19 protein-coding genes are annotated in these 20,662 nt (G+C 72.1%); 8 read left to right on the forward strand and 11 right to left on the reverse strand.

The features are described 5' to 3' along the window. Positions 1 to 69 precede the first annotated feature (69 nt). A complete protein-coding gene (locus KHA85_RS04955) occupies positions 70 to 1,023 on the forward strand; it encodes an RluA family pseudouridine synthase (protein WP_213185033.1) in 954 nt (317 codons plus the stop codon). Between the two features lie 68 nt (positions 1,024 to 1,091). Here KHA85_RS04955 and KHA85_RS04960 read toward each other — a convergent pair whose 3' ends face one another. From KHA85_RS04960 to KHA85_RS04990, 7 genes are all read right to left on the reverse strand, one after another. Then, positions 1,092 to 2,189, reverse strand: coding sequence for an MFS transporter (locus tag KHA85_RS04960; RefSeq protein WP_308936855.1), 1,098 nt, complete (start codon positions 2,187 to 2,189; stop codon positions 1,092 to 1,094). After that, entirely contained in the window at positions 2,171 to 2,380 is a 210-nt protein-coding gene (locus KHA85_RS04965) for a hypothetical protein (protein ID WP_213184990.1), read from the reverse strand. Before KHA85_RS04965 ends, KHA85_RS04960 begins: the two co-directional genes overlap by 19 nt. 71 nt (positions 2,381 to 2,451) lie before the next feature. Then, entirely contained in the window at positions 2,452 to 4,686 is a 2,235-nt protein-coding gene (locus KHA85_RS04970; protein WP_213184991.1) for an NADP-dependent isocitrate dehydrogenase, read from the reverse strand. Between the two features lie 232 nt (positions 4,687 to 4,918). Continuing rightward, entirely contained in the window at positions 4,919 to 6,742 is a 1,824-nt protein-coding gene (locus KHA85_RS04975; RefSeq protein ID WP_213184992.1) for an ABC transporter ATP-binding protein, read from the reverse strand. Then, positions 6,739 to 8,331, reverse strand: a complete 1,593-nt coding sequence (locus KHA85_RS04980; RefSeq protein ID WP_368858492.1) for an ABC transporter transmembrane domain-containing protein — start codon at positions 8,329 to 8,331, stop codon at positions 6,739 to 6,741. The genes KHA85_RS04975 and KHA85_RS04980 overlap by 4 nt, the downstream gene beginning before the upstream one ends. Before the next feature lie 122 nt (positions 8,332 to 8,453). Next, positions 8,454 to 8,885 carry a hypothetical protein gene (locus tag KHA85_RS04985; RefSeq protein WP_213184993.1) on the reverse strand — a complete coding sequence of 144 codons (432 nt, stop codon included), beginning with the start codon at positions 8,883 to 8,885 and terminating at the stop codon, positions 8,454 to 8,456. Between the two features lie 121 nt (positions 8,886 to 9,006). Beyond that, on the reverse strand, positions 9,007 to 9,213 hold the full coding sequence (locus KHA85_RS04990) for a dodecin (RefSeq protein ID WP_213184994.1): 207 nt from the start codon (positions 9,211 to 9,213) through the stop codon (positions 9,007 to 9,009). Between the two features lie 118 nt (positions 9,214 to 9,331). Between KHA85_RS04990 and KHA85_RS04995 the strand changes: the two genes are divergently transcribed. The 3 genes from KHA85_RS04995 to KHA85_RS05005 all read left to right on the forward strand — a co-directional run bounded on the left by KHA85_RS04995 (position 9,332) and on the right by KHA85_RS05005 (position 12,596). Then, complete coding sequence (locus KHA85_RS04995; RefSeq protein ID WP_213184995.1) at positions 9,332 to 10,108, forward strand: isocitrate lyase/PEP mutase family protein; 777 nt, start codon at positions 9,332 to 9,334, stop codon at positions 10,106 to 10,108. A gap of 59 nt (positions 10,109 to 10,167) precedes the next feature. After that, positions 10,168 to 10,695 carry a DinB family protein gene (locus KHA85_RS05000; protein WP_213184996.1) on the forward strand — a complete coding sequence of 176 codons (528 nt, stop codon included), beginning with the start codon at positions 10,168 to 10,170 and terminating at the stop codon, positions 10,693 to 10,695. 131 nt (positions 10,696 to 10,826) lie between these two features. Further along, positions 10,827 to 12,596, forward strand: a complete 1,770-nt coding sequence (locus tag KHA85_RS05005; RefSeq protein WP_308936856.1) for a lipase family protein — start codon at positions 10,827 to 10,829, stop codon at positions 12,594 to 12,596. Positions 12,597 to 12,611: 15 nt separating this feature from the next. On the opposite strand, the gene KHA85_RS05010 is transcribed toward KHA85_RS05005, so the two are convergent. Beyond that, positions 12,612 to 13,595 carry a pseudouridine synthase gene (locus KHA85_RS05010; protein WP_213184997.1) on the reverse strand — a complete coding sequence of 328 codons (984 nt, stop codon included), beginning with the start codon at positions 13,593 to 13,595 and terminating at the stop codon, positions 12,612 to 12,614. Continuing rightward, positions 13,586 to 14,254, reverse strand: a complete 669-nt coding sequence (locus tag KHA85_RS05015; protein WP_308936857.1) for an HAD family hydrolase — start codon at positions 14,252 to 14,254, stop codon at positions 13,586 to 13,588. Before KHA85_RS05015 ends, KHA85_RS05010 begins: the two co-directional genes overlap by 10 nt. Before the next feature lie 111 nt (positions 14,255 to 14,365). On the opposite strand from KHA85_RS05015, the gene KHA85_RS05020 reads away from it, so the two are divergent. Both KHA85_RS05020 and KHA85_RS05025 read left to right on the forward strand, forming a co-directional pair. Beyond that, positions 14,366 to 15,301, forward strand: a complete 936-nt coding sequence (locus KHA85_RS05020) for an endonuclease/exonuclease/phosphatase family protein (RefSeq protein WP_213184998.1) — start codon at positions 14,366 to 14,368, stop codon at positions 15,299 to 15,301. After that, positions 15,298 to 15,918, forward strand: a complete 621-nt coding sequence (locus tag KHA85_RS05025; protein WP_213184999.1) for a DUF2238 domain-containing protein — start codon at positions 15,298 to 15,300, stop codon at positions 15,916 to 15,918. Before KHA85_RS05020 ends, KHA85_RS05025 begins: the two co-directional genes overlap by 4 nt. Before the next feature lie 102 nt (positions 15,919 to 16,020). Here the strand turns inward: KHA85_RS05025 and KHA85_RS05030 are convergent, their stop codons facing one another. Then, complete coding sequence (locus KHA85_RS05030; protein ID WP_213185000.1) at positions 16,021 to 17,292, reverse strand: cation:proton antiporter; 1,272 nt, start codon at positions 17,290 to 17,292, stop codon at positions 16,021 to 16,023. Between the two features lie 106 nt (positions 17,293 to 17,398). Here KHA85_RS05030 and KHA85_RS05035 point away from each other — a divergent pair, with 106 nt between their 5' ends. Together KHA85_RS05035 and KHA85_RS05040 are read left to right on the forward strand one after the other, a co-directional pair. Next, the gene (locus KHA85_RS05035; RefSeq protein ID WP_213185001.1) at positions 17,399 to 18,448 is read left to right on the forward strand and encodes a TIGR03571 family LLM class oxidoreductase; all 1,050 of its coding nucleotides are present in this window, start codon (positions 17,399 to 17,401) and stop codon (positions 18,446 to 18,448) included. Positions 18,449 to 18,602: 154 nt separating this feature from the next. After that, positions 18,603 to 20,021, forward strand: a complete 1,419-nt coding sequence (locus KHA85_RS05040; protein ID WP_213185037.1) for a cryptochrome/photolyase family protein — start codon at positions 18,603 to 18,605, stop codon at positions 20,019 to 20,021. A 22-nt stretch (positions 20,022 to 20,043) separates the two neighbouring features. On the opposite strand, the gene KHA85_RS05045 is transcribed toward KHA85_RS05040, so the two are convergent. Further along, the coding region (locus tag KHA85_RS05045; protein ID WP_213185002.1) for a sulfatase/phosphatase domain-containing protein at positions 20,044 to 20,662 on the reverse strand (619 nt) is incomplete at its 5' end.

Genomic DNA, 20,662 nt, shown 5'->3' on the forward strand with positions numbered 1-20,662 from the left:
CGCCGTAGCACCTCGCCGACCCCCACCCCGGCCACGACCACGGTCACGCGGCCGGCCGGCACCCTCGTCATCGACGAAGGGCATGCCGGCCGTCGGCTCGACAAATTCCTGCGGTCCCAGCTCAGGGGCGTGCCGGCCGGGCTGCTCTTCCAGCTTCTGCGCCAGGGCAGGCTGCGGGTGAACGGTCGCCGAGCCGAGCAGAACTACCGGCTCGCCGAGGGCGATGTGATCGACCTCCCCGCGCTGCAAGCCGGGGCCCCCGCCACGACGGTGACGCGGCCACCTACCGCCCTACTCGACCGGATGGCCAAGGCCGTCCTCTACGAAGACTCGAACCTACTGGTGGTGGACAAGCCCGCCGGGGTGGCCGTGCACCGAGGCTCGGATGTGCCCGCCGGCGTCATCGAGACGCTGAGATTCCTCCGCCCCGACCTGCCCGATCTCGAGTTGGGCCACCGGCTCGACCGCGACACCTCCGGGGTCCTGGTCCTTACCAAGACCCCGCCGATGCTGCGCCATCTCCACGAGATGCTGCGCGATCGGGAGAAGGAGATCGAACGGCACTACCTGGCGATCGTCGCGGGGCAGTGGCCTGCGAACCTCAGGGTGCTGGAGGCGCCGCTCCGGAGGCGAGACGCCGATGTGGTGGTGGACCCGCGGGGCCAGCGCGCGGAGACCCACGTCAGGGTCCGAAGGCGCGTGGCGGACTGGGCCACCCTGGTGGACGTGCGGCTTTTCACCGGCCGCAAGCATCAGATCCGCGTCCATCTGCAGCACGCCGGACATCCGATCGCCGGCGACGACCGGTACGGCGACCCCCGGTTCGACAGTGTGGTCGCGTCGCGTGGCGGTTCCGGGCTCCACCTACACGCCGCGAGGATGGTCATCCCGCTGCCCGACGGCCGCGACGTTGTGGTGTCGGCGCCGATGCCGGAACGGTGGCGGCGGGTGCTGGGCACCCCGGCGACGGGCGGTGCCGGGCGGGGGTCTCGTCGCAGCAGGCCGGTACGCAGCGGACGCTGACAGAGACCACCGCGCCCCCGTCGGAACATTTCGGCGGGGGCGCGGTCGGCTGAGGCGGGCGTGTCGGCTCAGTGAGCGGGAACGGCTGCCGACTCCGTCGACCCGGCGCGTGAGTCCAGGTAGCTGGTGATGGCCAGTCGGTTGATTGCCGATCTGCTGACGATGCCCACCATCGCGCCTGCGTCACTGACGACCGGCACCTTCTTGAGGAGTGCGTCCGAGAGCGCGGCGACGGCGTCGGCGATCGAGGCTCCGGCGTCGATCGTCACGGCCTCCCGGGTGGCCAACCGCATGACGTTGAGATCCGCGAGGTCCGCCATCGCGTCGACGAGGTCGTCGTCGGCCCCGATCGCGTAGGAGTAGATCGAGGTCGACGACGGGTGCGCCGCCGACAGGTAGCGCATGACGTCGCCGTCGGAGAGGAATCCGACCAGCGCGCCGTCAGCGTCGAGGACCGGGGCGCCGGAGATGCCGCGGACACCGAACGTGGTGAGGGCGTCGAGGACCGTGTCCGTGGAGGACAGTGCGTACACGTCGGTCTTCATGATCGACTCGACGGAGTCGACGGGGCGCGACCCGGTCTCGGACGCCGACGGGCGGGCGGTGCGCGCCGCCCGGTTCGCGGCGAACGCCAGCGCGATCCCGAGGAGGGAGACGATGACGACGACACCGACGGCGCTGCGGAAGCCCGTGAGCAGGGACTCGAACTCGTCGCCCGCGGAGTCGAGGTTGGCGCCGGAGACGGCGCCGTAGATGCCGGCGGCCAGCGACGTGCCCACGCAGCCCGCGATCTGGAAGCTGGTCGAGACCACGGTCACGCCGTGCGGCGCGGAGTCGCGGTCCAGGCTGGACAGCGCGAAGGTCTGCGACGGCCCGATCACCAGGGCGGTGGCCAGGACGGCCGGGATGTAGAGCAGGCCGAAGAGCAGGATCGACGAGTACCCAGCGGCGATGCCGACGCCGGTGACGAAGACCGCCATCACGAGGAAGCCGAGCGGGATCGACCAGCGACCGCCGTGCCGGTCGAACAGGCGGCCGGCCACCGGCCCGGCGACCACGGTGAGCAGGATGCCCGGCGCGAGGGTGAGCGATGCACCCAGCGGCGAGATGCCTTGAGCCGCCTGCAGGAACAGCGGGATCACGACGTTCATCGCGAAGACGAACACCAGGCCCAGGGGAGATTCACCCCGTTCGGGAGGTTGTCGGCGGTGGTGACCTCCAGTCGCCAGTAGCCGACGGGGCCGAAGTACGGAAGGGCGCGGATGCCGGTGAACCCCCGGTCATGGAGGTCCTCCACCGCGGCGAGCAGGAGTGGCCACACGTGGCGTGGGGCCGGGCGGTCGGTCACGTCGGTCACTCGATTCTCCCGGGAAATGGCGCACCGCACCCCGGGCGGGCCCGGGGTGCGGTGCGGCTGCAGCGTGGAACTCAGCCGGAGATGCTCGCGAGGGCGGCGTTGAACGTCTCGCTCGGACGCATCGCCTCCTTCAGCTTGTCGATCGCGGGCTGGTAGTAACCGCCGAGGTCGACCGGCTTGCCCTGCACCTCGAGGAGTTCGCCGAGGATCGTGTCCTTCTCGGCGTCGAGCTTGCCCGCCAGCGGCGCGAAGTGGGCCGCCAGGTCCGGGTCGTCGGACTGGGAGGCCAGCTCCTGGGCCCAGTACAGCGAGAGCCAGAACTGGCTGCCCCGGTTGTCGAGCTCACCGGTCTCCCGCGACGGGGACTTCCGGTTCTCCAGCAGTTTGCCGGTAGCGGTGTCCAGCGTCCGGGCCAGGATCGCGGCCTTGGGGTTGTCGTACTTGCGTCCGACGTCCTCGAGGCTGGCGCCGAGCGCGAGGAACTCGCCGAGCGAATCCCAGCGCAGGTGGTTCTCCTCGACGAGCTGCTGCACGTGCTTGGGCGCGGAGCCGCCCGCGCCGGTCTCGTACAGGCCGCCGCCGGCCATCAGCGGCACGATCGACAGCATCTTGGCGCTGGTTCCCAGCTCGAGGATGGGGAACAGGTCGGTGAGGTAGTCACGCAGGATGTTGCCGGTGACCGAGATGGTGTCCAGGCCACGCCAGGCGCGCTCGAGGGTGTACCGCATGGCGCGCACCTGGGACATGATCTGGATGTCCAGGCCCTCGGTGTCGTGCTCGGCGAGGTACTTCTTCACCAGGGTGATGAGGTTGTTCTCGTGCGGCCGGTACGGATCGAGCCAGAAGACGGCCGGCATGCCCGAGGCGCGGGCGCGGTCCACGGCGAGCCGGACCCAGTCGCGGATCGGCGCGTCCTTGACGGTGCACATGCGCCAGATGTCGCCCGCCTCCACGTTCTGGGAGAGCAGGACCTCGCCGGTGGCGGCGTCGACGATGTTGGCCACACCGCCGTGCTGGACCTCGAAGGTCTTGTCGTGGCTGCCGTACTCCTCGGCCTTCTGCGCCATCAGACCGACGTTGGGCACGGTGCCCATGGTCCGCGGGTCGAACGCCCCGTTGGTCTTGCAGAAGTTGATGATCTCCTGGTAGATCCGCGCGAACGTGGACTCCGGGATGACGGCCTTGGTGTCCTTCTTACGGCCGTCGGCACCGTACATTTTGCCGCCGATACGGATCATCGCGGGCATGGAGGCGTCGACGATGACGTCGGAGGGGGAGTGGAAGTTCGTGATGCCGCGGGCCGAGTCGACCATCGCCAGCTCCGGGCGCGACTCGTGGCAGCGGTGGATGTCCTCGATGACCTCCTCCTTCTTGGAGGTCGGCAGGGACTCGAGCTTGTCGTAGAGATCGCCCATCCCGTTGTTCACGTTCACGCCCAGCTCGTCGAAGAGCTCGCCGTGCTTGGCGAACGCGTCCTTGTAGAACACGCGGACGGCGTGACCGAACACGATCGGGTGGCTGACCTTCATCATGGTGGCCTTGACGTGGAGCGAGAACATGACGCCCGTCTCCTTGGCGTCGTCGAGCTGCTCCTCGTAGAAGTCCAGGAGCGCCTTCTTGCTCATGAACATCGAGTCGACGACCTCGCCGGCCTCGAGCGGCACGGTCTTGAGGACATGGGTCTCGCCGTCCGGGGTCACGATCTCCATGCGGGCGTCGCAGGCGCGGTCCAGGATGATGGACTTCTCGCCGGCGTAGAAGTCGCCGTGGGTCATGTGCGCGACGTGGGTTTGCGACGCCATCGACCACTTGCCCATGGAGTGCGGGTTCGCCCGCGCGTACTCCTTGACCGCCTTGGGCGCGCGCCGGTCGGAGTTGCCCTGGCGCAGCACGGGGTTCACCGCGCTGCCGAGGCAGGAGCCGTACCGCTCGGCGATCTCCTTCTCCTCGGGCGTCTTGGGGTCGTACGGGTAATCGGGGAGGTCGTACCCCTTCTCCCGGAGCTCGGCGATCGCAGCGGTGAGCTGCGGCACCGAGGCGCTGATGTTGGGCAGCTTGATGATGTTGGTGTCGGGCTCCTGGGTCAGCCGACCCAGCTCGGCCAGGTTGTCGGGGACGCGCTGCTCCTCGGTGAGCCGCTCGGGGAACGCGGCGAGGATGCGGGCGGCCACCGAGATGTCACTGGTCTCGACGCCGATACCGGCGGGCTCTGCGAAGGTGCGGAGGACCGGGAGGAACGCCTCGGTCGCGAGCCGCGGGGCCTCATCGGTGAGGGTGTAGATGATCTTCTGGGGACCTTGGGTCATGGATGTCGACTCTTCTCGTTTCGGGCTGATCGTGTTCTTGTGGAACTGCGCCATCTGGCCGCCCACCATCATCCCCCAGGTCGGACCGACGGTGCCGGAGCCCCCGGCGGGACGATGGGCGCCCCGTTCCGCGCGTGCGGCCCGGGAACCGAGGCGGCCTCCCCTGCAGTGTGGTCCAACTCGCGCGCGCTCGCCGGATTTCCTGACGTCGCCCACCCCGGTCGGGCCCGTTCTAGGCCGGGTCCGGGGCGCTGTCCACGGCGGTCGCCCGCCGGCCGGCGGACCAGGCGTTCCACAGTCGGTGGTAGATCCCGCCGTGGGCGACGAGCTCGTCGTGGGTGCCGCGCTCGACGATCCGCCCGGAGTCCATCACGAGGATGGTGTCCGCCCGAGAGGCCTGATCGAGCCGGTGAGCGATCACCAGGGCGGACCTGTCGCGGGTGACCTCGTCGGCCGCACGCTCCAGCGCCTCCGCGCCCGCCGAGCCGGCCTCGGCCGTGGCCTCGTCCATGACGATGACGGCCGGGTCGAGCAGGAGGACGCGGGCCAGGGCCAGCTGCTGCGCGGCGACCGGATCCAGTTGGAGCCCGCGCGCCCCGACGACCGTGTCGAGACCCTCCGGCATGCGCTCGAACCACGCGGTGGCGTTGACCCGGCGCAGCGCGTCGAGCAGCTCGTCGTCAGTGGCCTCCGGTCTGGCCAGGGTGAGGTCCTGGCGCAGGGTCCCCGAGAACACATGGACCTCCTGGCTGACGGTGGCCAGACGGGCGATGCGCTCGCGGTCGGACAGCGACGACACCGGGTGGCCGTCGACGAGCACCTCGCCGGCATCCGGGACCAGGAGGCCCGCCAGCAGCGCGGCGACCGTCGTCTTGCCGGCGCCCGATGCGCCGACGATCGCGACGGTGCGCCCCGGTTCGATGGAGAAGCTGATGTCGCGCACGGCCCACGATCCGCCGTAGCTGAAGCTCACGCCGCGCAGTTCGACCCGGCCCTGCGGCGCGTCGACGCCGCTGTCGGGCACCGGCACGGGCGGGTCCACCACGACGCCGACGATCCGGGACAGCGACGCGTAGCCCGACTGGACCACGTCGAGGATTCGCATGAAGGTCATGAGCGGGCCCCGCAGCCGGATGATCATGAGGACCGCCCCGGTCACCGCGCCCACCGTGAGGGCGCCGGTGGCGACCAGGTGGTAGCCCACCGTCAGGGCGATCGCGAGCATGAGGAACTCGCCCACCAGCATCCAGACGTTGAGCACGAGCATCGTCGTGCGGGCCCGGATGCCCTTGCGCACCACGTCCCAGGAGGCGTTGCCGATCCGGGTGTGCATCCGGCCCTCGAGCGAGAACGCACGTACCGTCGCCCGGCCGCGGATGGCCTCGAGGACACGTCGCGCCCGCTCGGCCATCGCCGCGCGCTCCGCGGCGTAGCGGCGCGGCGCCTTGGCGAGGTACCGGCGCGCGGCGACGTAGTAGAGGGGCGCGACGACGAGGGGGACGACGAGGAACTGCCAGTCCAGGGCGAACAGCGCGATCACGGTCGCCACGACCGTCAGGGCCGAGGTGGACAGCGTCGGGACGGTCTCGGTGACCGCCGAGGACAGCTCCGCCACGTCATCGGTGGACCGGCTGACGAGGTCGCCCGAGCCCGCGTCCTCGACCCGGTGGGTCGGCAGTCCGAGCGCGGTGCCGACCATGTCCTGGCGCAGGTTGGCGATCACCCGCTCGGACAACCGGGCCACCAGGTAGAAGCCGGAAGCGCTGAGTGCCGCGCCGCCGACGGCCGCGGTCAGCAACAGCGCGCCGATCTGCCACAGCGACCCCGGCGTCTCGCCGGAGACCAGGTCCACGATCCGGCCCATGAGCTGGGGGATGAGCACCCCTGCGGCCGCCCCGAGGCTCAGAAGGAGTAACGCCACCGCCAGCCACCGCCGGGCGTGGCGGACCCGGGCGAGCTGCCGGGCCACCTCGCGACGGACCTGGCCTGCAGAGGCGACCGGGAACCGGAGGGCGGTGTCGGTCTTTACGGGCGGCGTCGAGCTCGTCGTCGTCATCTCTCGGCCCCCACGAGCAGCCCCTCGGCGGTCTCGCGCAGCCGCTGCGCGCTCAGGCGGGCGTCCGCGACGGCGTTCCAGGCCGGCGCCTGACTGACGACGATCGTGGTCTTCTCGGCCCGCTCCCGGGCGATGTTGTCCGCGAGGTTCTGTTCGGTCACCGAGTCCACCGCGGTGGTGGGGTCCTGCAACACGAGTACCTCCGGGTCGAACGCGATCGCGCGCGCGAGGGCGACGCGCTGCCGCTGACCTCCCGAGAGCATCCGCCCGCTCTCGCCGACGCGCTTGTCCGGGCCGTCGGGGATGTCGTCGCAGCAGGCGACCCGCAGGGCGTGTTCGGCCGCCGCGCGATCGGGGTGGACGTTGTCCGCCACGCTGCCGTCGAACAGGTCGGCGGCGTGGGGCACGACCGCCACCCGCGTACGGGGCAGTGACTCGAGGAGCCGGATCAGCTCGGGGTCGGCGCCGTCGACGACCGTCAGGCCCGACGGCAGGGCGCGGATGAACCGCTCCGTGGTGGCGGCGTCGGCCTCGGAAACGCGCTCGAAGTCCGCGCCGAGCACCTCGCGAATCCGCCGGCCGGACGCCTCCGCCGACGCCCAGCGGGAGGCGATGTTGCGGCCGAACATGGTCATGGGCACCACGAGGAACTGGGTGAGGCCGACCACCGTGATCAGCTCACCGATGGTGACGTGTCCGGCGAGCGCTAACGCACCCGCCGCGAGGCCGAGCGTGGACACGAAGACGGCCCCCGTCGCCTCGGTGGCGCCGTTGAGCCGTGCCTCGGCGGCGTCGGCGTGAACGGTCTTGCGGTAGGCGTCGTCCGACACCTCGTCGTAGCGGCTCCGGACGGTGACGATGGCGCCCAGGCCCTTGAGGATCCGCAGCCCCTGCACCACGTCGGTGGCGGTGGCGGCGGCCTGGGCGATGGCCTGCTGGCGCGCCACCGACCGGCGCTGAAGGGGCCGCGCCACCCGGAGCGCCACGATGACCAGCACCGGGCCGCCGACCAGGGTGGCCAGACTCAGCCACGGGTTGATCGTGAACATCATCGCCGCGCCGTACGTGATGGCCGCCGCCTCGGCGACGGGCATCACGGTCATCATGACGATGTCCCCGACGCGAGTGGTGTCCGACGAGGCGATGGACAGCAGACCGCCCGCGGTGCGTTCCCGGCCCGCGAACCCGCGCGGGTCCTGGATGCGGTCGGTGACCGCGGTGCGCAGGTCGTGGCTGACGAGCTGCTGGCTGCGGACCAACATGAAGCGGGCGGTCCAGTTGGCGACCATCGCCACCAGGAACACGCAGGCGAGCACGCCGATCCAGAGCCAGAGCCGGTTCAGACGGCCGGTGGCGATCGCGTCGTCGACCGCACGGCCCACGACGACGGGGGTGAGCCCGTTGCAGAGGAATCCCACGGCCATGCCGCCGGAGGCGATGAAGCTCCAGGGACGCTGGGACAGCGCCACCTTGAGGGTCCACCGCGGTGAATCGACGGCGGGTAGCTTCGACCGGCGGCCCCCCGGCCCGGGAAGCGCCGAGTAGTCGACAATGCTGCCCGTTCCCGGGGTCTGCGAGTTGTCGGGCACGAGGGTCGATGTTACCGACGAGACGCCGGGGTCCTGTCATCCGCGAGCGGTGGTGAGAGGAGGCTCATCCGGCCGCGCCCCGCCCGCTCACGCGCCGCTCACTCGGCCGCGCGCCGGCCCGCTCACGCGCGGCGGCTGCCGTTGCGCGCGGCACGGCCGCCGACGATCTCCACCGTGTCCACGTCCGCCACCCCCAGCGCCAGGAGCGCCTGTCCCGTGGCGTCCAGCTCGTCCTCGATCGTCCGCAGCCAGCCCCGCACCACCTTGTCGGGGAGGCGGCGCCTCGCGGACAGCCCGACGACGAAGCCGGGCGACGCGATGGCGGGAAGGACGGCCATCGCGTCGCGGCGCTCGTGCGACGTGCACAGCCAGTCCACGTCGCTGATGAGGATGGGGGCGGGGAGGCCGACGTCGTGCTCGTCGCACGGGAGGATGAGCATCGTGTTCCGGCCGCGGTCGTGGTGACCGATGACGAGGTCGATCACGCCGGCGGCGAGCGGGGCGTCGTCGAGCGGGAGTGTGTTCCAGTTGTCGGGGAGGTCCTCGAATCTCATGCCCCGAGTCTCGGCGGGCCCGAGGTCCGGCGACAGCCCCGCGACGCGTTCTGTGGAGCCGCCGGAACGCCCTGTGGACAGCGGGATCCGCGGGAACCCGGAGGCGGCCGGAAGCGTCTGGTCAGGACTCGTGCCGGAACCCCACCTTGATGGTCACCTGCCAGTGGGCGACCGCGCCGCCGTCGAGCTTGCCGCGGACGGACTGGACCTCGAACCACTCGAGGTTCCGCAGGGTCTTGGACGCCTCCGCGACCGCGTTGGCGACGGCCTGGTCCGTTCCGTCCGGCGAGCAGCCGACGATCTCGGTGACGCTGTAGACGTGGTTCATGGTGACCTCCGGCGTGCGCGTCGCGACGTGTGATACAGATCACTCTACGGTGGTCCGCGGACCGGGCCACCGGCGTAGGGTCGGGAGGCGAAAGCTCACGTTCCAGAGGAGGATCGAGATGCCCGACGTACGCGCACGAGCAACCACGCTGGCCGAGCTCCACGAATCGGGTGAGCTGGCCGTCCTGCCGACCGTGTGGGACACCTGGAGCGCCCGGGTCGCCGCCGACGCCGGCTTCAAGGGATTGACGGTGGGCAGCCACCCCGTCGCCGACTCGATCGGCAGCGCGGACGGGGAGAAGATGGACTTCTCCGAGTACCTGCGCGTGGTCAAGCGCATCACGGACGCGGTGTCCGTCCCCGTCAGCGCGGACGTCGAGTCGGGCTACGGTCTCGACCCCGCCGAGTTGATCACCCGCCTGCTCGAGGCCGGCGCCGTCGGCGCGAACATCGAGGACGTCGTACACCGCGAGGGCAAGCGCGTCCGGGACCGTCAGGAGCACGCCGACTACATCGCCGCCGCCCGCCGCGCGGCCGATGACGCCGGGGTCCCGTTCGTCATCAACGGACGCACCGATGCCGTCAAGCTGGGGACGGACGTCTTTCCGGACCCGGTGGCGGAGGCCGAGGCCCGCATCACGCTCATGGAGGATGCCGGAGCGCGATCTGTGTACCCGGTGGGCGTGACGAGCGCCGACCAGCTGACGCGTCTCGTGCAGGCGGTGACGATCCCCGTCAACGCGACCGCCCATCCGGTGAAGGGACACGGCGCCGGCGACCTGGCGGCCCTCAAGAAGCTCGGCGTGCGCCGGGTGTCCTTCGGCCCGCTCTGGCAGATGTGGCTCGCCGAGGTCTCCACGGACCGGTTCGCCGACTGGCTCCCCGCGAACAGCTGACGTCGCCGACCTAGCCCGATCCGGCCGCGGGCCCGCCGGGACGGTGAGACGATGGAGGCATGGACACGCCTCCCGAACCTTCGCTGCCGGATACCAAGGACTGGACGACCGTGCTCGAGTCGGGCTGCGACGAGTGCGGCTACCGACCTCACGACCCGGCCGCCACGAGCGACCGTCTGGCCTCCGCCCGCGACCGGTGGCTCGCCGTCCTCCGGCGGCCCGGGGTCGAGCGTCGGCCGTCGCCGCGGGTGTGGTCGCCGCTGGAGTACGCGGGCCACTGCCGTGACCTCATCGAGGTCCTGGGGGACCGCATAGCGGCGATGCTCGACCGCGCCGAGCCGACGTACGACGATTTCGACGGCGAGGCGGCGGTCGTCGAGCACGGATACTGGCGCAGCAACCCGGCCGATCTCGCGCACCGACTCGACGCCGCCACCGCTCGGACGCTGGAGGTTCTCGACCGCGTCGGCCCCGCGGATCGTGACAGGACCGGTCGACGCGGCGACGGCTACATCTTCACCATCGCCTCCCTGTGCCAGTACATCGTGCACGACGTCGAACACCATCTGGGTGACGTCGACGGGTGAGAGTGGCTGACGTCGACGGGTGAGAACGCGCGGTTCGGAGTCACCCGCGCAGGGTCTCGGGATAGTTCCCTTACCGGAGGCCGTATACGCCGGTAGAGGTCGGCCCGGGGACGCACCCGAGGAGACGGATCGTGCACGACACGGCCGACCAGCACACCGATAAGCACACCGACCGCGGACGGCGGGTACTCGGCGCCCTTCTTGCCCTGGCGTCCGTCGCCCTGGGCGTGGTGTTGATCCTCGTCCACCTCGGTACGCCGGTGATGGTCACGCTGGCGGGGGCGGGACTCGTCGTCGTCGGACTCGCCACGGTCACCGGCGTCGACGGTGCCGGCCACTCCGGGCGGTGGACACGCATCGCGGTAGGGCTCGCCGCCGTCGTGGCCGGGATCGTGGTACTCACGTGGCGCACGGCGAGCATCCGCACACTGCTGTGGGTGATGGTCGCCGCCCTGGTGGCGCACGGGGTCCACACCATCGTCGGGGCCTGGCGCGGTAGCGCCGACCGGCGGGTGGCCGGCCTGTTCAGCGGCGCCGCGGCGATCCTGCTGGGCCTGTTGTGCCTGGTGTGGCCGGTGCTCGCGATCGAGCTGATCCGCTACGCCGTGGGTGCGTGGCTGGTGTTCGTCGGGCTGCGCGGGTTGATCGAGCTCGTCGTGGAACGTCCCCGCGCCCGCATGCGCGCGGGCCGCGCACGCGTCCGAAGGTGGGCGAGGACGGCGGCGGCGGTCGTGGTGTTCCTGCTCGTTCTCGCGATGGCGATCGGCAGCGCGGTCCTGCTCAGGGGCGACGACCGGCCCGAACCCGACGCCTTCTATACCGCGGTAGAGCCACTGCCCGACGAGCCCGGGGTGCTCCTGCGCGCCGAAACCCTCACTACCGGCGTGCCGGACGGCGCCGACGCCTGGCGGATCCTCTACACGACCACCCGGCCGGACGACACGGTGACGGTGGCCAGCGGTGTAGCGATCGCGCCGGCCGACCGGGGCGGCGACGAGCTGCCGCTGCTGAGTATCGCCCACGGGACGACGGGCATCGTGCCGCGCTGCGCCCCGTCGTTGAGCGCCACCCCGTTCGCGGACGGCGCCGCCGCGGCCCTCGAGCAGATGGTCACCGAGCACGGGTGGGCCGGCGTCATCTCCGACTACGTGGGCCTGGGCACGGCCGGCATGCACCCGTACCTGGTGGGGCGGGCCGAGGCGCGCAACGTGCTCGACGCCTCCCGCGCCGCGCAGCAACTCGACGGGCTCGACCTGAGCACCGGCACCGTCGTGTGGGGCCACTCGCAGGGCGGCCACGGTGCGCTCTGGACCGGGCAGATCGCCGGTGACTACGCGCCCGAGCTGACACTGCGCGGGATCGCGGGCATGGCGCCGGCCAGCGGCCTGTACCGGCTGGCCGACGAGGACAAGGACAGCGTCGGCGGCAAGACCGTCTCGGCCTACATCGCCACGTCGTGGAACGAGATCTACCCCGACCTCGATCTGTCCGGGCACCTCAATCCGGGCACGGCGCACGGCGTGGAAAAGATCTCCGACCTGTGCTTCAACGAGAAGGACGTCATCGCCGCACTCCTGCGCGGGACGCAGATCCCCGAGCAGGTCTTCCCGGACTCGGTCCTCGAGGGCGGGCTCGGCGACCGGCTGCGGGAGAACTCGCCGACCGGCCCGTGGCCGGCGCCCGTCCTCGTCGCGCAGGGCCTGGCCGATCCGCTCGTGACGCCGAGGATGCAGGAGAACTGGGTCGCCGGTCGGTGCGCCGCGGGCGATCCGATCGACTTCCGCACCTACCCGGGACTCGACCACATGGGCCTGGTCGCCGCCGACTCGCCGCTCACTCCGCAGGTGGTGCAGTGGACCCTCGACCGCTGGGCCGGTGTGGCGCCCTCGCCGACCTGCTGACCGACCGGTGCGGCGTCACGCACCTGACGTTCCAGCGGCGCCGCTGACAGGGGCGTGTGTGAGGGTCCGGCGCGTCACGAACCGTCGGGGCTCGCCGGTGACAGGGTCGGTGAACCCGAGCTCGCGGGCGAGGAGTTGCAGCGGCAGGTCGGGGTCGTCGGGGGCCTCGGGCAGCAGGTCGGGGTAGCGCCGGTCGCCGAGGATGCCGATCCCCAGTGCGGCGAGGTGCACGCGAAGTTGGTGGAGCCGCCCCGTGCGGGGCCGGAGGAGCGTGTGGACGACGGGCCGCCCGGAGGCGCTGGGTCCGGTGCCGAGCACGTCGACGAGGGTCTCGGAGTTGGGCGGTAGCTCGGGGTGGAGGGTGACGCGCAGCTCGCCGCGCCTCGACCGGATGTGCGCGCAGTGGGTGACGGGCGCCGGGTGGCCGCCGAGGGTCGGTGCGGCCGGGTCCCATCCGGGCGGGCGCGCGGAGACGGCCTCGTAGACCTTGGTGACCTCTCGCCGCTCGAACATGGACTGGTAGGCGCCGCGGGTGTCGGCGCGGGCGGAGAACATGACCACCCCGGCGGTCTCGCGGTCGAGTCGGTGGATCGGCGTGATGTCGTCGTTGCCCAGGCGGGTGCGTAGCCGAACCAGTGCGGTCTCGCGGAGGAAGTGGCCGGAGGGGGTGGTGGGGAGGAAGTGCGGTTTGTCGACGACGACGAGGTGATCGTCCCGGTGCAGGATCTCCTCCCGGTAGGGCAGGACGGGCTCGTCGGGCAGGTCGCGGTGGTACCAGACGAACTCGTGCGTGCCCAGCGGGGTGTCGTGGTCGATCGCCCGGCCGTCGGCGCCGACGAACTCGCCGGCGGAGATCCGGCGCCGCAGCTCGCCCGGATCGAGGTGGTCGAACCTCGCCTCGATGTACTCGGCGACGCCCGCCCACGGGCCGTCGGCGGGGACCCGCAGGCGGGTGGGGCTGACGCCGTCCCGGACCGGCAGGGGAGGGGTCACGGACACGGTCCCATGCTCCGTTCGGTGAGGAGTCCGGTGAGCTGCTCGAGGGAGTCGAGCACGAGATCGGCGGCGACCGTGTGTCGGCGGGACTGGATGAGCCCCCACGGTCCCCGCCGCAGGAACGCGGTACGCATCCCGGCCGCCAGGGCGGGCCGGATGTCGTTGTCGAGCCGATCCCCGACGTACATGATGCGCTCGGGTCCGACCCCGGCGCGACGGGTGACGGCGGAGAAGAACTCCGGGGCGGGCTTGGCGACGCCGAGGTCGCCGGACGAGACGAGGAAGTCGGCCCGGATCCCCAGCTCGGCGAGTCGGGCGACAACGCCGGCCGGCTGGTTGGCGGCGATCCCGACGCGCAGTCCCACGTCCCTCGCGGCCCGCAGACACTCCACCGCGTCCGGGTAGAAGTCCGACGGCGCCGGGAGGACCGGTCGTGTCGGCCGCCGGGTGCCGAGGGCCGCCCAGACCTCCCGGTGGTCCCGGTCCCTCTCGATCAGCGACCCGAGCATCGCCATGAGGGTGAACGGGGAGGCGCCCACCTCCCGGGCGTGCTCGGCCCACATCCGGGACTCGTCGACCAGTGTCTCGCCCACATCGAAGGCCAGGACCTCGACGCCATCGGGCATGCTCTGCTGTCCGACGACACGCTGCTGTTGCTCCACGAGAGGATCGTGTCACGGCCGACGACCGGTCCGGCCCGGCTCGCGCGCCGAATAGGGTGGAGGTCGCCCGGCAGGCGCGACGCGGAGGCGAGAACGGTGAGGAGTGGGGAGATGGCGCAACGCGAGGCCGGATCGAGCCCCGCCACCGAGCCGCCGGCGGGGGACCCGCCCCTCATCGGCCCCGTGCCCGCGCCCGACCTGCACGTCATGACGTGGAACATCCGGCGGCCGGTGCCCGCCGCGCTGACCCGCGCGGCGGATCGATGGCGCCACCGGGCGCCGCGCGTGCGGGCGCTTCTCGCATCCGAGCGGCCGACCGTGCTCTGCGCGCAGGAGGTCGTCGCCGAACAGATCCCCACCGTGCTCGACGGTCTCGGCCCGGGCTACGACCACGTCGGTCGTGGTCGCTCGGCGAACGGCGGGGGAGAGGCGTGCCCGGTCTTCTACGACGCGACCCGCCTCGAGTTGCTGGGCTGGGAGCAGTCCGCCCTGTCGGACACGCCCCACCGTGCCGGGTCGGTGTCCTGGGGCAACCTGTTCCCGCGGGTGATGGTCGAGGTGCACCTCCGCGACCGGATCACCGGGCACGAGTTGCTCGTGGTCAACACGCACCTCGATCCGCTCTCGGCCCGGTCCCGCCTGCGCTCCGCCCGGGCCCTCCTGGAGGTGGTGGCCGCACGGGGCCTGCCGGCCGTCGTGACGGGCGACCTCAACGCGGGATCGTCGAGCCCGGCCGTGCGCGCACTCCTCTCGGACGGGACCCTGGTGGACAGTTGGCGGGTCGCCCGCGCCCGGCACAGCGAGCAGTGGGGAACCTACGCCGACTACCGGCGGCCGCGGCGGGACGGCGCCCGGATCGACTGGATACTCACCACTCCCGATCTCACGGTCACCGACGCCGCGATCAACCCGCTTCGCCACGAAGGCGGGTGGCCCTCGGACCATCTCGCGGTGCACGCCGTGGTGCACCCGACCGGTCCGGACGACGAGGCGCACAATGGGCTGCGAGACGGGGCGCGAGGAGAGGGAGGGGCCCGGCGGACGTGATCGACAACTTCCTGCGCCCCGCCGGGAGCGCAGCCCAGAGAGTGGCGGACGCCCTGCGCCTGCTCGGCGTCCTCAGCGTGGTCTCGGCCCTGCTGTTCCACGGGGTCACCGACGCCGCCATCGTGGCCTTCGCCCTGCCCGGACTCATGCTGCCCCGGTTCCTCGGCATGCGCGCGTGGGCGGACGCCGCCGTGTCGGCCACGCTGCTCGTCGCCGCGTGGAGCAACGTGGTCGACCTCTACCGCGCCCTCTGGTGGTGGGACATCCCGATCCACTTCCTCCTGGCCGGTGCCCTGTCGGTGGTGGCGTACCTGTTCTGCGCCCACCGCGGGATCGTGCGGGCGCCCGGCACTCGCGGATTCACCGTCACCGGCGCGGTCGTGCTCACCACGGCGTTCGGGCTCGCGCTGGGGGCGATGTGGGAGATGGTCGAGTGGTTCGGCTACGCCTACCTCACAGACGACATCTACGTGACCTACGAGGACACCGTCGGCGACCTGGCGGCGGGCGGACTCGGCTCGCTGCTCGCCGGCGTCCTCATGGCCCGTGGCCCCGGGCTCTTGCTCCCCGAGGCCACGCCGCCCGCCCGGCCGGCGCCCACCTACAGGCACAGGTAGGCCTCGGCCCGCCCGTCTCCGGAGCGACCTGCGCCGTTCGAGAGGAGAGTCGGCCTCGTCGTCGTCGCCGTATCCGCGCGGGCGCGAGGCCGCTCGCGGAGCTCAGCCCCTGGCGGTGACCCGACGGCCGTCCCCGGCGCGGACCACCTCCGCGAGGACCGGGAAAGCCAGCACGGTGACCGCGCCGGCCGCCACGAGGACCGACGCGATCTCCGCGGTCATCAGGTCGTTGGCCACGGCGACCTGCGTGACCGCCACGATGATGGGCAGGCCCGTCGCGGCGTAGAGCCCCACCCGGGCCCGGTCCCGGGGCGACACGAGGTCGGGATGGGCGTGCAGCGCGGCCTCGCCCAACCACACCCCGCCGCCGCGCAGGATCAGCATGCTCGCCACCGCGGACAGCAACAGCCACGGCGCGTCGGCCACCGCGCCCACGCTGATCCCCATGCCCGACACCACGAAGAAGACGGGGATGAACACCGTGTAGCCCACGGTCTCGAGCTGGGACAGCAGGACCTCGGAGAGGTCGCGGTGGGGGCCGTCGGCCGGGCCGCCGGCCGGGCGCGGCATCCGTACGTCGAACCCGGCGACCAGGCGTCGCAGGATCATGCCCGCGGCGAACGCACCCAGGACCACGTCGAGCCCGAACACCGTGGCCACCACCATCATCGAGGCCAGCAACAGGATCACCGTCCGCATCGCCTGCTGGCTCGTCGACGTGGTACCGCGGATCATCGCGCGGCCCAGCGCCGGGATGTGCAGCAGCCGCGCGGGCACGGCCAGGATCAGCAGCGCCGCCACCACGAACAGGCCCACGGCCACGGCTGACGACACGACGTCGCGCGTTCCCAGCAGCAACGCCATGACCAGCACCGGTCCCAGCTCGCCGACCGCGCCGTGCGTGAGCACCGCCCGCCCGACCGGGGTGGTGTCGTGGCCGGCGCCCTTGAGGATCGGCAGCAGGGTCCCGATCGCGGTGGAGGTGAGCAGCAGGCCGATCGCCACCGCGGTCTCCCAGCGCCCCGAGACCAGCCAGCCGACCCCGGTCGCCAGGACCAGGCCGACCAGCCAGCTGAGCACCGCGCGGCGACCCGGCCGTCCGGTGAGCGACGACACCTCGAGCTCGAACCCGGCCAGCAGGAACAGCAGCCCCAGACCGATCTCCGCGAGCAACGCCACACCGCCGGACTCGGCCGCCAGCCCCAGCCCGGCGGGGCCGATGAGCATCCCGTCGATGAGCAGCAGCACCACCCCGGGGACCAGCGAGCGCGTGAGGCCGGACAGCAGCGGCGCGGCCCAGACCGCCAGCGCGATCCAGAAGAGGGAGACGAGTTCGGTCGAGGAGGGTTCCGCGGCCAGGAGGGTGGTGGTCACGATCCGGCCTTTCCGCGTCGACAGATGAGAGGGAGCTTAGTGCAGCCGCCGGGCCGACGGGCGGCGTCGCCCGGCGCGTCGCCCCGCCCGTGCCAGGGTGGAGGCCATGACCTCCTCGCCGTGCACCCGCTCCGACGGTGACCCCCGCGCCCTGCCGGGGTTCCGCCGCACCTACGCGCCCGGCCGCCTCACGCTGGGCCTCGGGTTCCCGCTGCGGAGCCGCGCCGACGGCGACGACGTCCACGACCCGGCGGCCCAGGTGAGGATCGCCCGGGCCGCCGAGGCCGGCGGGTTCGCGGCCCTCTACGTCCGTGACATCCCGCTGCGGGTGCCGTCCTTCGGCGACGTCGGTCAGGTCTACGACCCGTGGGTCTACCTCACCCACGTCGCCGCCCACACCTCGCGGATCGCGCTGGGCACCGCGGGCATCGTCCTGCCGGTGCGGCACCCGCTGCACGTGGCCAAGTCCGCGGCCAGCGTCGACCGGCTCTCGGGCGGCCGGCTCCTGTTGGGGTTGGCCTCGGGCGACAGGCCCGAGGAGTTCCGCGCGTTCGGCCTCGAGCAGGGCGAGCGCGGTGAACGGTTCCGCGAGAACCTGCGCGTGATGACGCACGCGCTGACCACCGAGATGCGCGGGATCCGGTGGTCCGGCGGATGGATGCACAGCGCCGACGTGGTGCCCAAGCCCACCGCCGCGTCGGTTCCGGTGATCATGATCGGGTCGTGTCAGCAGAGCGTGGCCTACCTCGCCGCGCACGGGGACGGGTGGATGACCTACCCGCGCGACTTCGACGCCCAGCGGCGCACCGCCGCGCAGTGGAGGGAGGCGGTGGCCGCCGCCGCGGCCGGCGGTGTCGGCGGGGGAGACGACGACGCCGACAGGGACGACGGCGAGGTGTACGACGGCGAGGTGTTCAAACCCTTCGCGCAGTCGCTGCAGATCGACCTCGCGGAAGACCCGGATGAGTCCGCCTCCCCGATCAGCTTCGGTTTCCGGATCGGCCGGCGCAGGCTGGTCGACCACCTCGAGGACCTGAGGGGGATCGGGGTCAACCACGTGCAGCTGGGCCTGGGGGCCTGCCGTCGCCCGGTCGGCGAGGTGATCGCCGAGCTGGCCGAGCACGTCGTGCCCCACTTCCCGGCGCTCGCGCACTAGGGCCGCCGGACTCACCGGAGCGGCTCCTGTTCGCGTTCCCGCGGCCGAGCGTCCGCCTGCCCGGCGAGGGGCCGCGCTTCTGCCACACTCGGGGGTCACGACGGCGGGTCCCGGTCGATCCGCCGCGAGCACCGACGAGGGAGGCCCCGTGGGGATCTCGATACTGTGGTTCCGCCGCGACCTACGACTGTCGGATCATCCGGCGCTGCTCGCGGCAGTGGAGGCGGGCGACGAGGTGCTGCCGGTCTTCGTCCGCGACCCGGCCCTGCTGTCCCGGGCCGGGGCGCGAGCCGACCGACTGGCGGCCTCGGTCGCGGCGCTGTCGGCCGACATCGGCGGAGCGCTGGTCGTGCGAACCGGCGATCCAGCCCGCGTCATCCCCGGGCTGGCCGCGCTCACCGGTGCGCGCGAGGTGCACGTCAGCCGTGAGTCCACGCCCTACGGACGACGCCGGGACACACGGGTCCGGGCCGCGCTCGAGGCCGACGGCCGCCGGCTGGTCGAGACGGGGTCGCCGTACGCCGTCGGACCCGGTCGCGTTCTCAACGGCAGCGGCCGCCCGTACCAGGTGTTCACCCCCTTCTCGCGCGCGTGGCGCGAGCACGGGTGGCCCGAGCCCGGGCAGCGGCCCCGGGACGTCCCCTGGGCGGCGACGCCCGCCGGGGAACTCCCCGGAGACGACGGCGACGGGTGGGGACGCGACACGGCGGATGGCGCGGTGCGCGGTGCAGCCGGCGACGCGGGGGAGGCCGCGTCCGGTGACGCGGGGGAGGCCGCGGCCCTCGCCCGGTGGCGGGCCTTCCTCGAGGACGACCTCGAGGACTACGGGCGGCAACGCGACCGCCCCGATCTGGACGCCACGAGCCGTCTGTCCGCTCCGCTGAAGTACGGAGAGATCCACCCGCGCACGATCCTCGCCGACCTCGGGGCGCACCCCGCCGCCGACGGCGAGGGGGCCCGCCGCTTCGTCACCGAACTCGCGTGGAGGGAGTTCTACGCCGACGTCCTGTGGCACCAGCCCCGGTCCGCGTGGAGGGACCTGCGTGACGCCCTCGCCGGGATGCCCTACGACCGGGGCCCCGAGGTGGACGACCTCGTCGAGGCCTGGCGACGGGGCCGGACGGGATTCCCGTTCGTCGACGCGGGCATGCGTCAGCTCCTCGCGCAGGGGTGGATGCACAACCGCGTCCGGATGGTCACCGCGAGTTTCCTGGTCAAGGACCTGCACGTGTGGTGGCCGGTCGGTGCCCGGCACTTCCTCGACCACCTGCTCGACGGCGACCTCGCCTCCAACAACCACGGATGGCAGTGGGTGGCCGGAACCGGGACGGACGCCTCACCGTTCTTCCGGATCTTCAACCCGGTCACCCAGGGGCAGCGCTTCGACCCGGACGGGGACTACGTCCGCCGGTGGGTCCCTGAGTTGCGGCATCTTCCCGGGGCGGCCGTGCACGAGCCCTGGCGGTGGCCCGACGGGCACGACCACGGGTACCCCGAGCGGATCGTGGACCACGCCGAGGAGCGGCTCGAGTCGCTGCGCCGGTACGACCTCGTCAGGAACCGCTCCCGCTGAGCGAGCGGGTCGCGGGCGGGGGTCAGTCGTCCGCGAGCCGGAACTCGAAGAACCGGTCGATCCCCAACTCGGCCGCAGCGGAAGTGCCGTCCGACTCGATGTAGCCGACGTACTCGGCGTAGGCCCGCCACTGGCCCTCCAGCTGCGCCACCTTCCCCGGGTAGCGGTCGGCCAGGTCGACCAGTTCGCGGGGGTCCTCCGCGAGGTTGAACAGCTGCCATCGGTCGCCCTGGCCGTACGGGGGCGCCATCCACAGCAGTTTCCAGTCGCCGCACAGCACCGACCGGCACTCGAGCATCTCGAAGCACAGTGCGTCCAGCCCACCGCGGACCGGCTGCAGGGTCTGACCGGTGAGCATCGGCGCGAGGCTCCGTCCGTACAGCGGTGGTACCGGTCTGCCGTCGATCTCCGTGGGTCGGCGGACCCCGGCCAGGTCGAGCATGGTCGGCAGGATGTCGGCCACGTGCAGCAGTTCGTCGGTCACCACGCCTTCCCGGGTCACCGGACCTCCGGCCACGATGAGCGGCGTCTGGGTGCCGCCCTCGTAGGTGGTGGTCTTGAAGTACGACAGCGGGGTGTCGGCGACCTCCGCCCATGCCCCGCCGATCGAGACGAACGACCCTATCCGGCCCATGTTGGCC

Origin of the sequence: Dietzia massiliensis, assembly GCF_018390595.1 — a bacterium.
GTDB classification, from domain to species: domain Bacteria; phylum Actinomycetota; class Actinomycetes; order Mycobacteriales; family Mycobacteriaceae; genus Dietzia; species Dietzia massiliensis.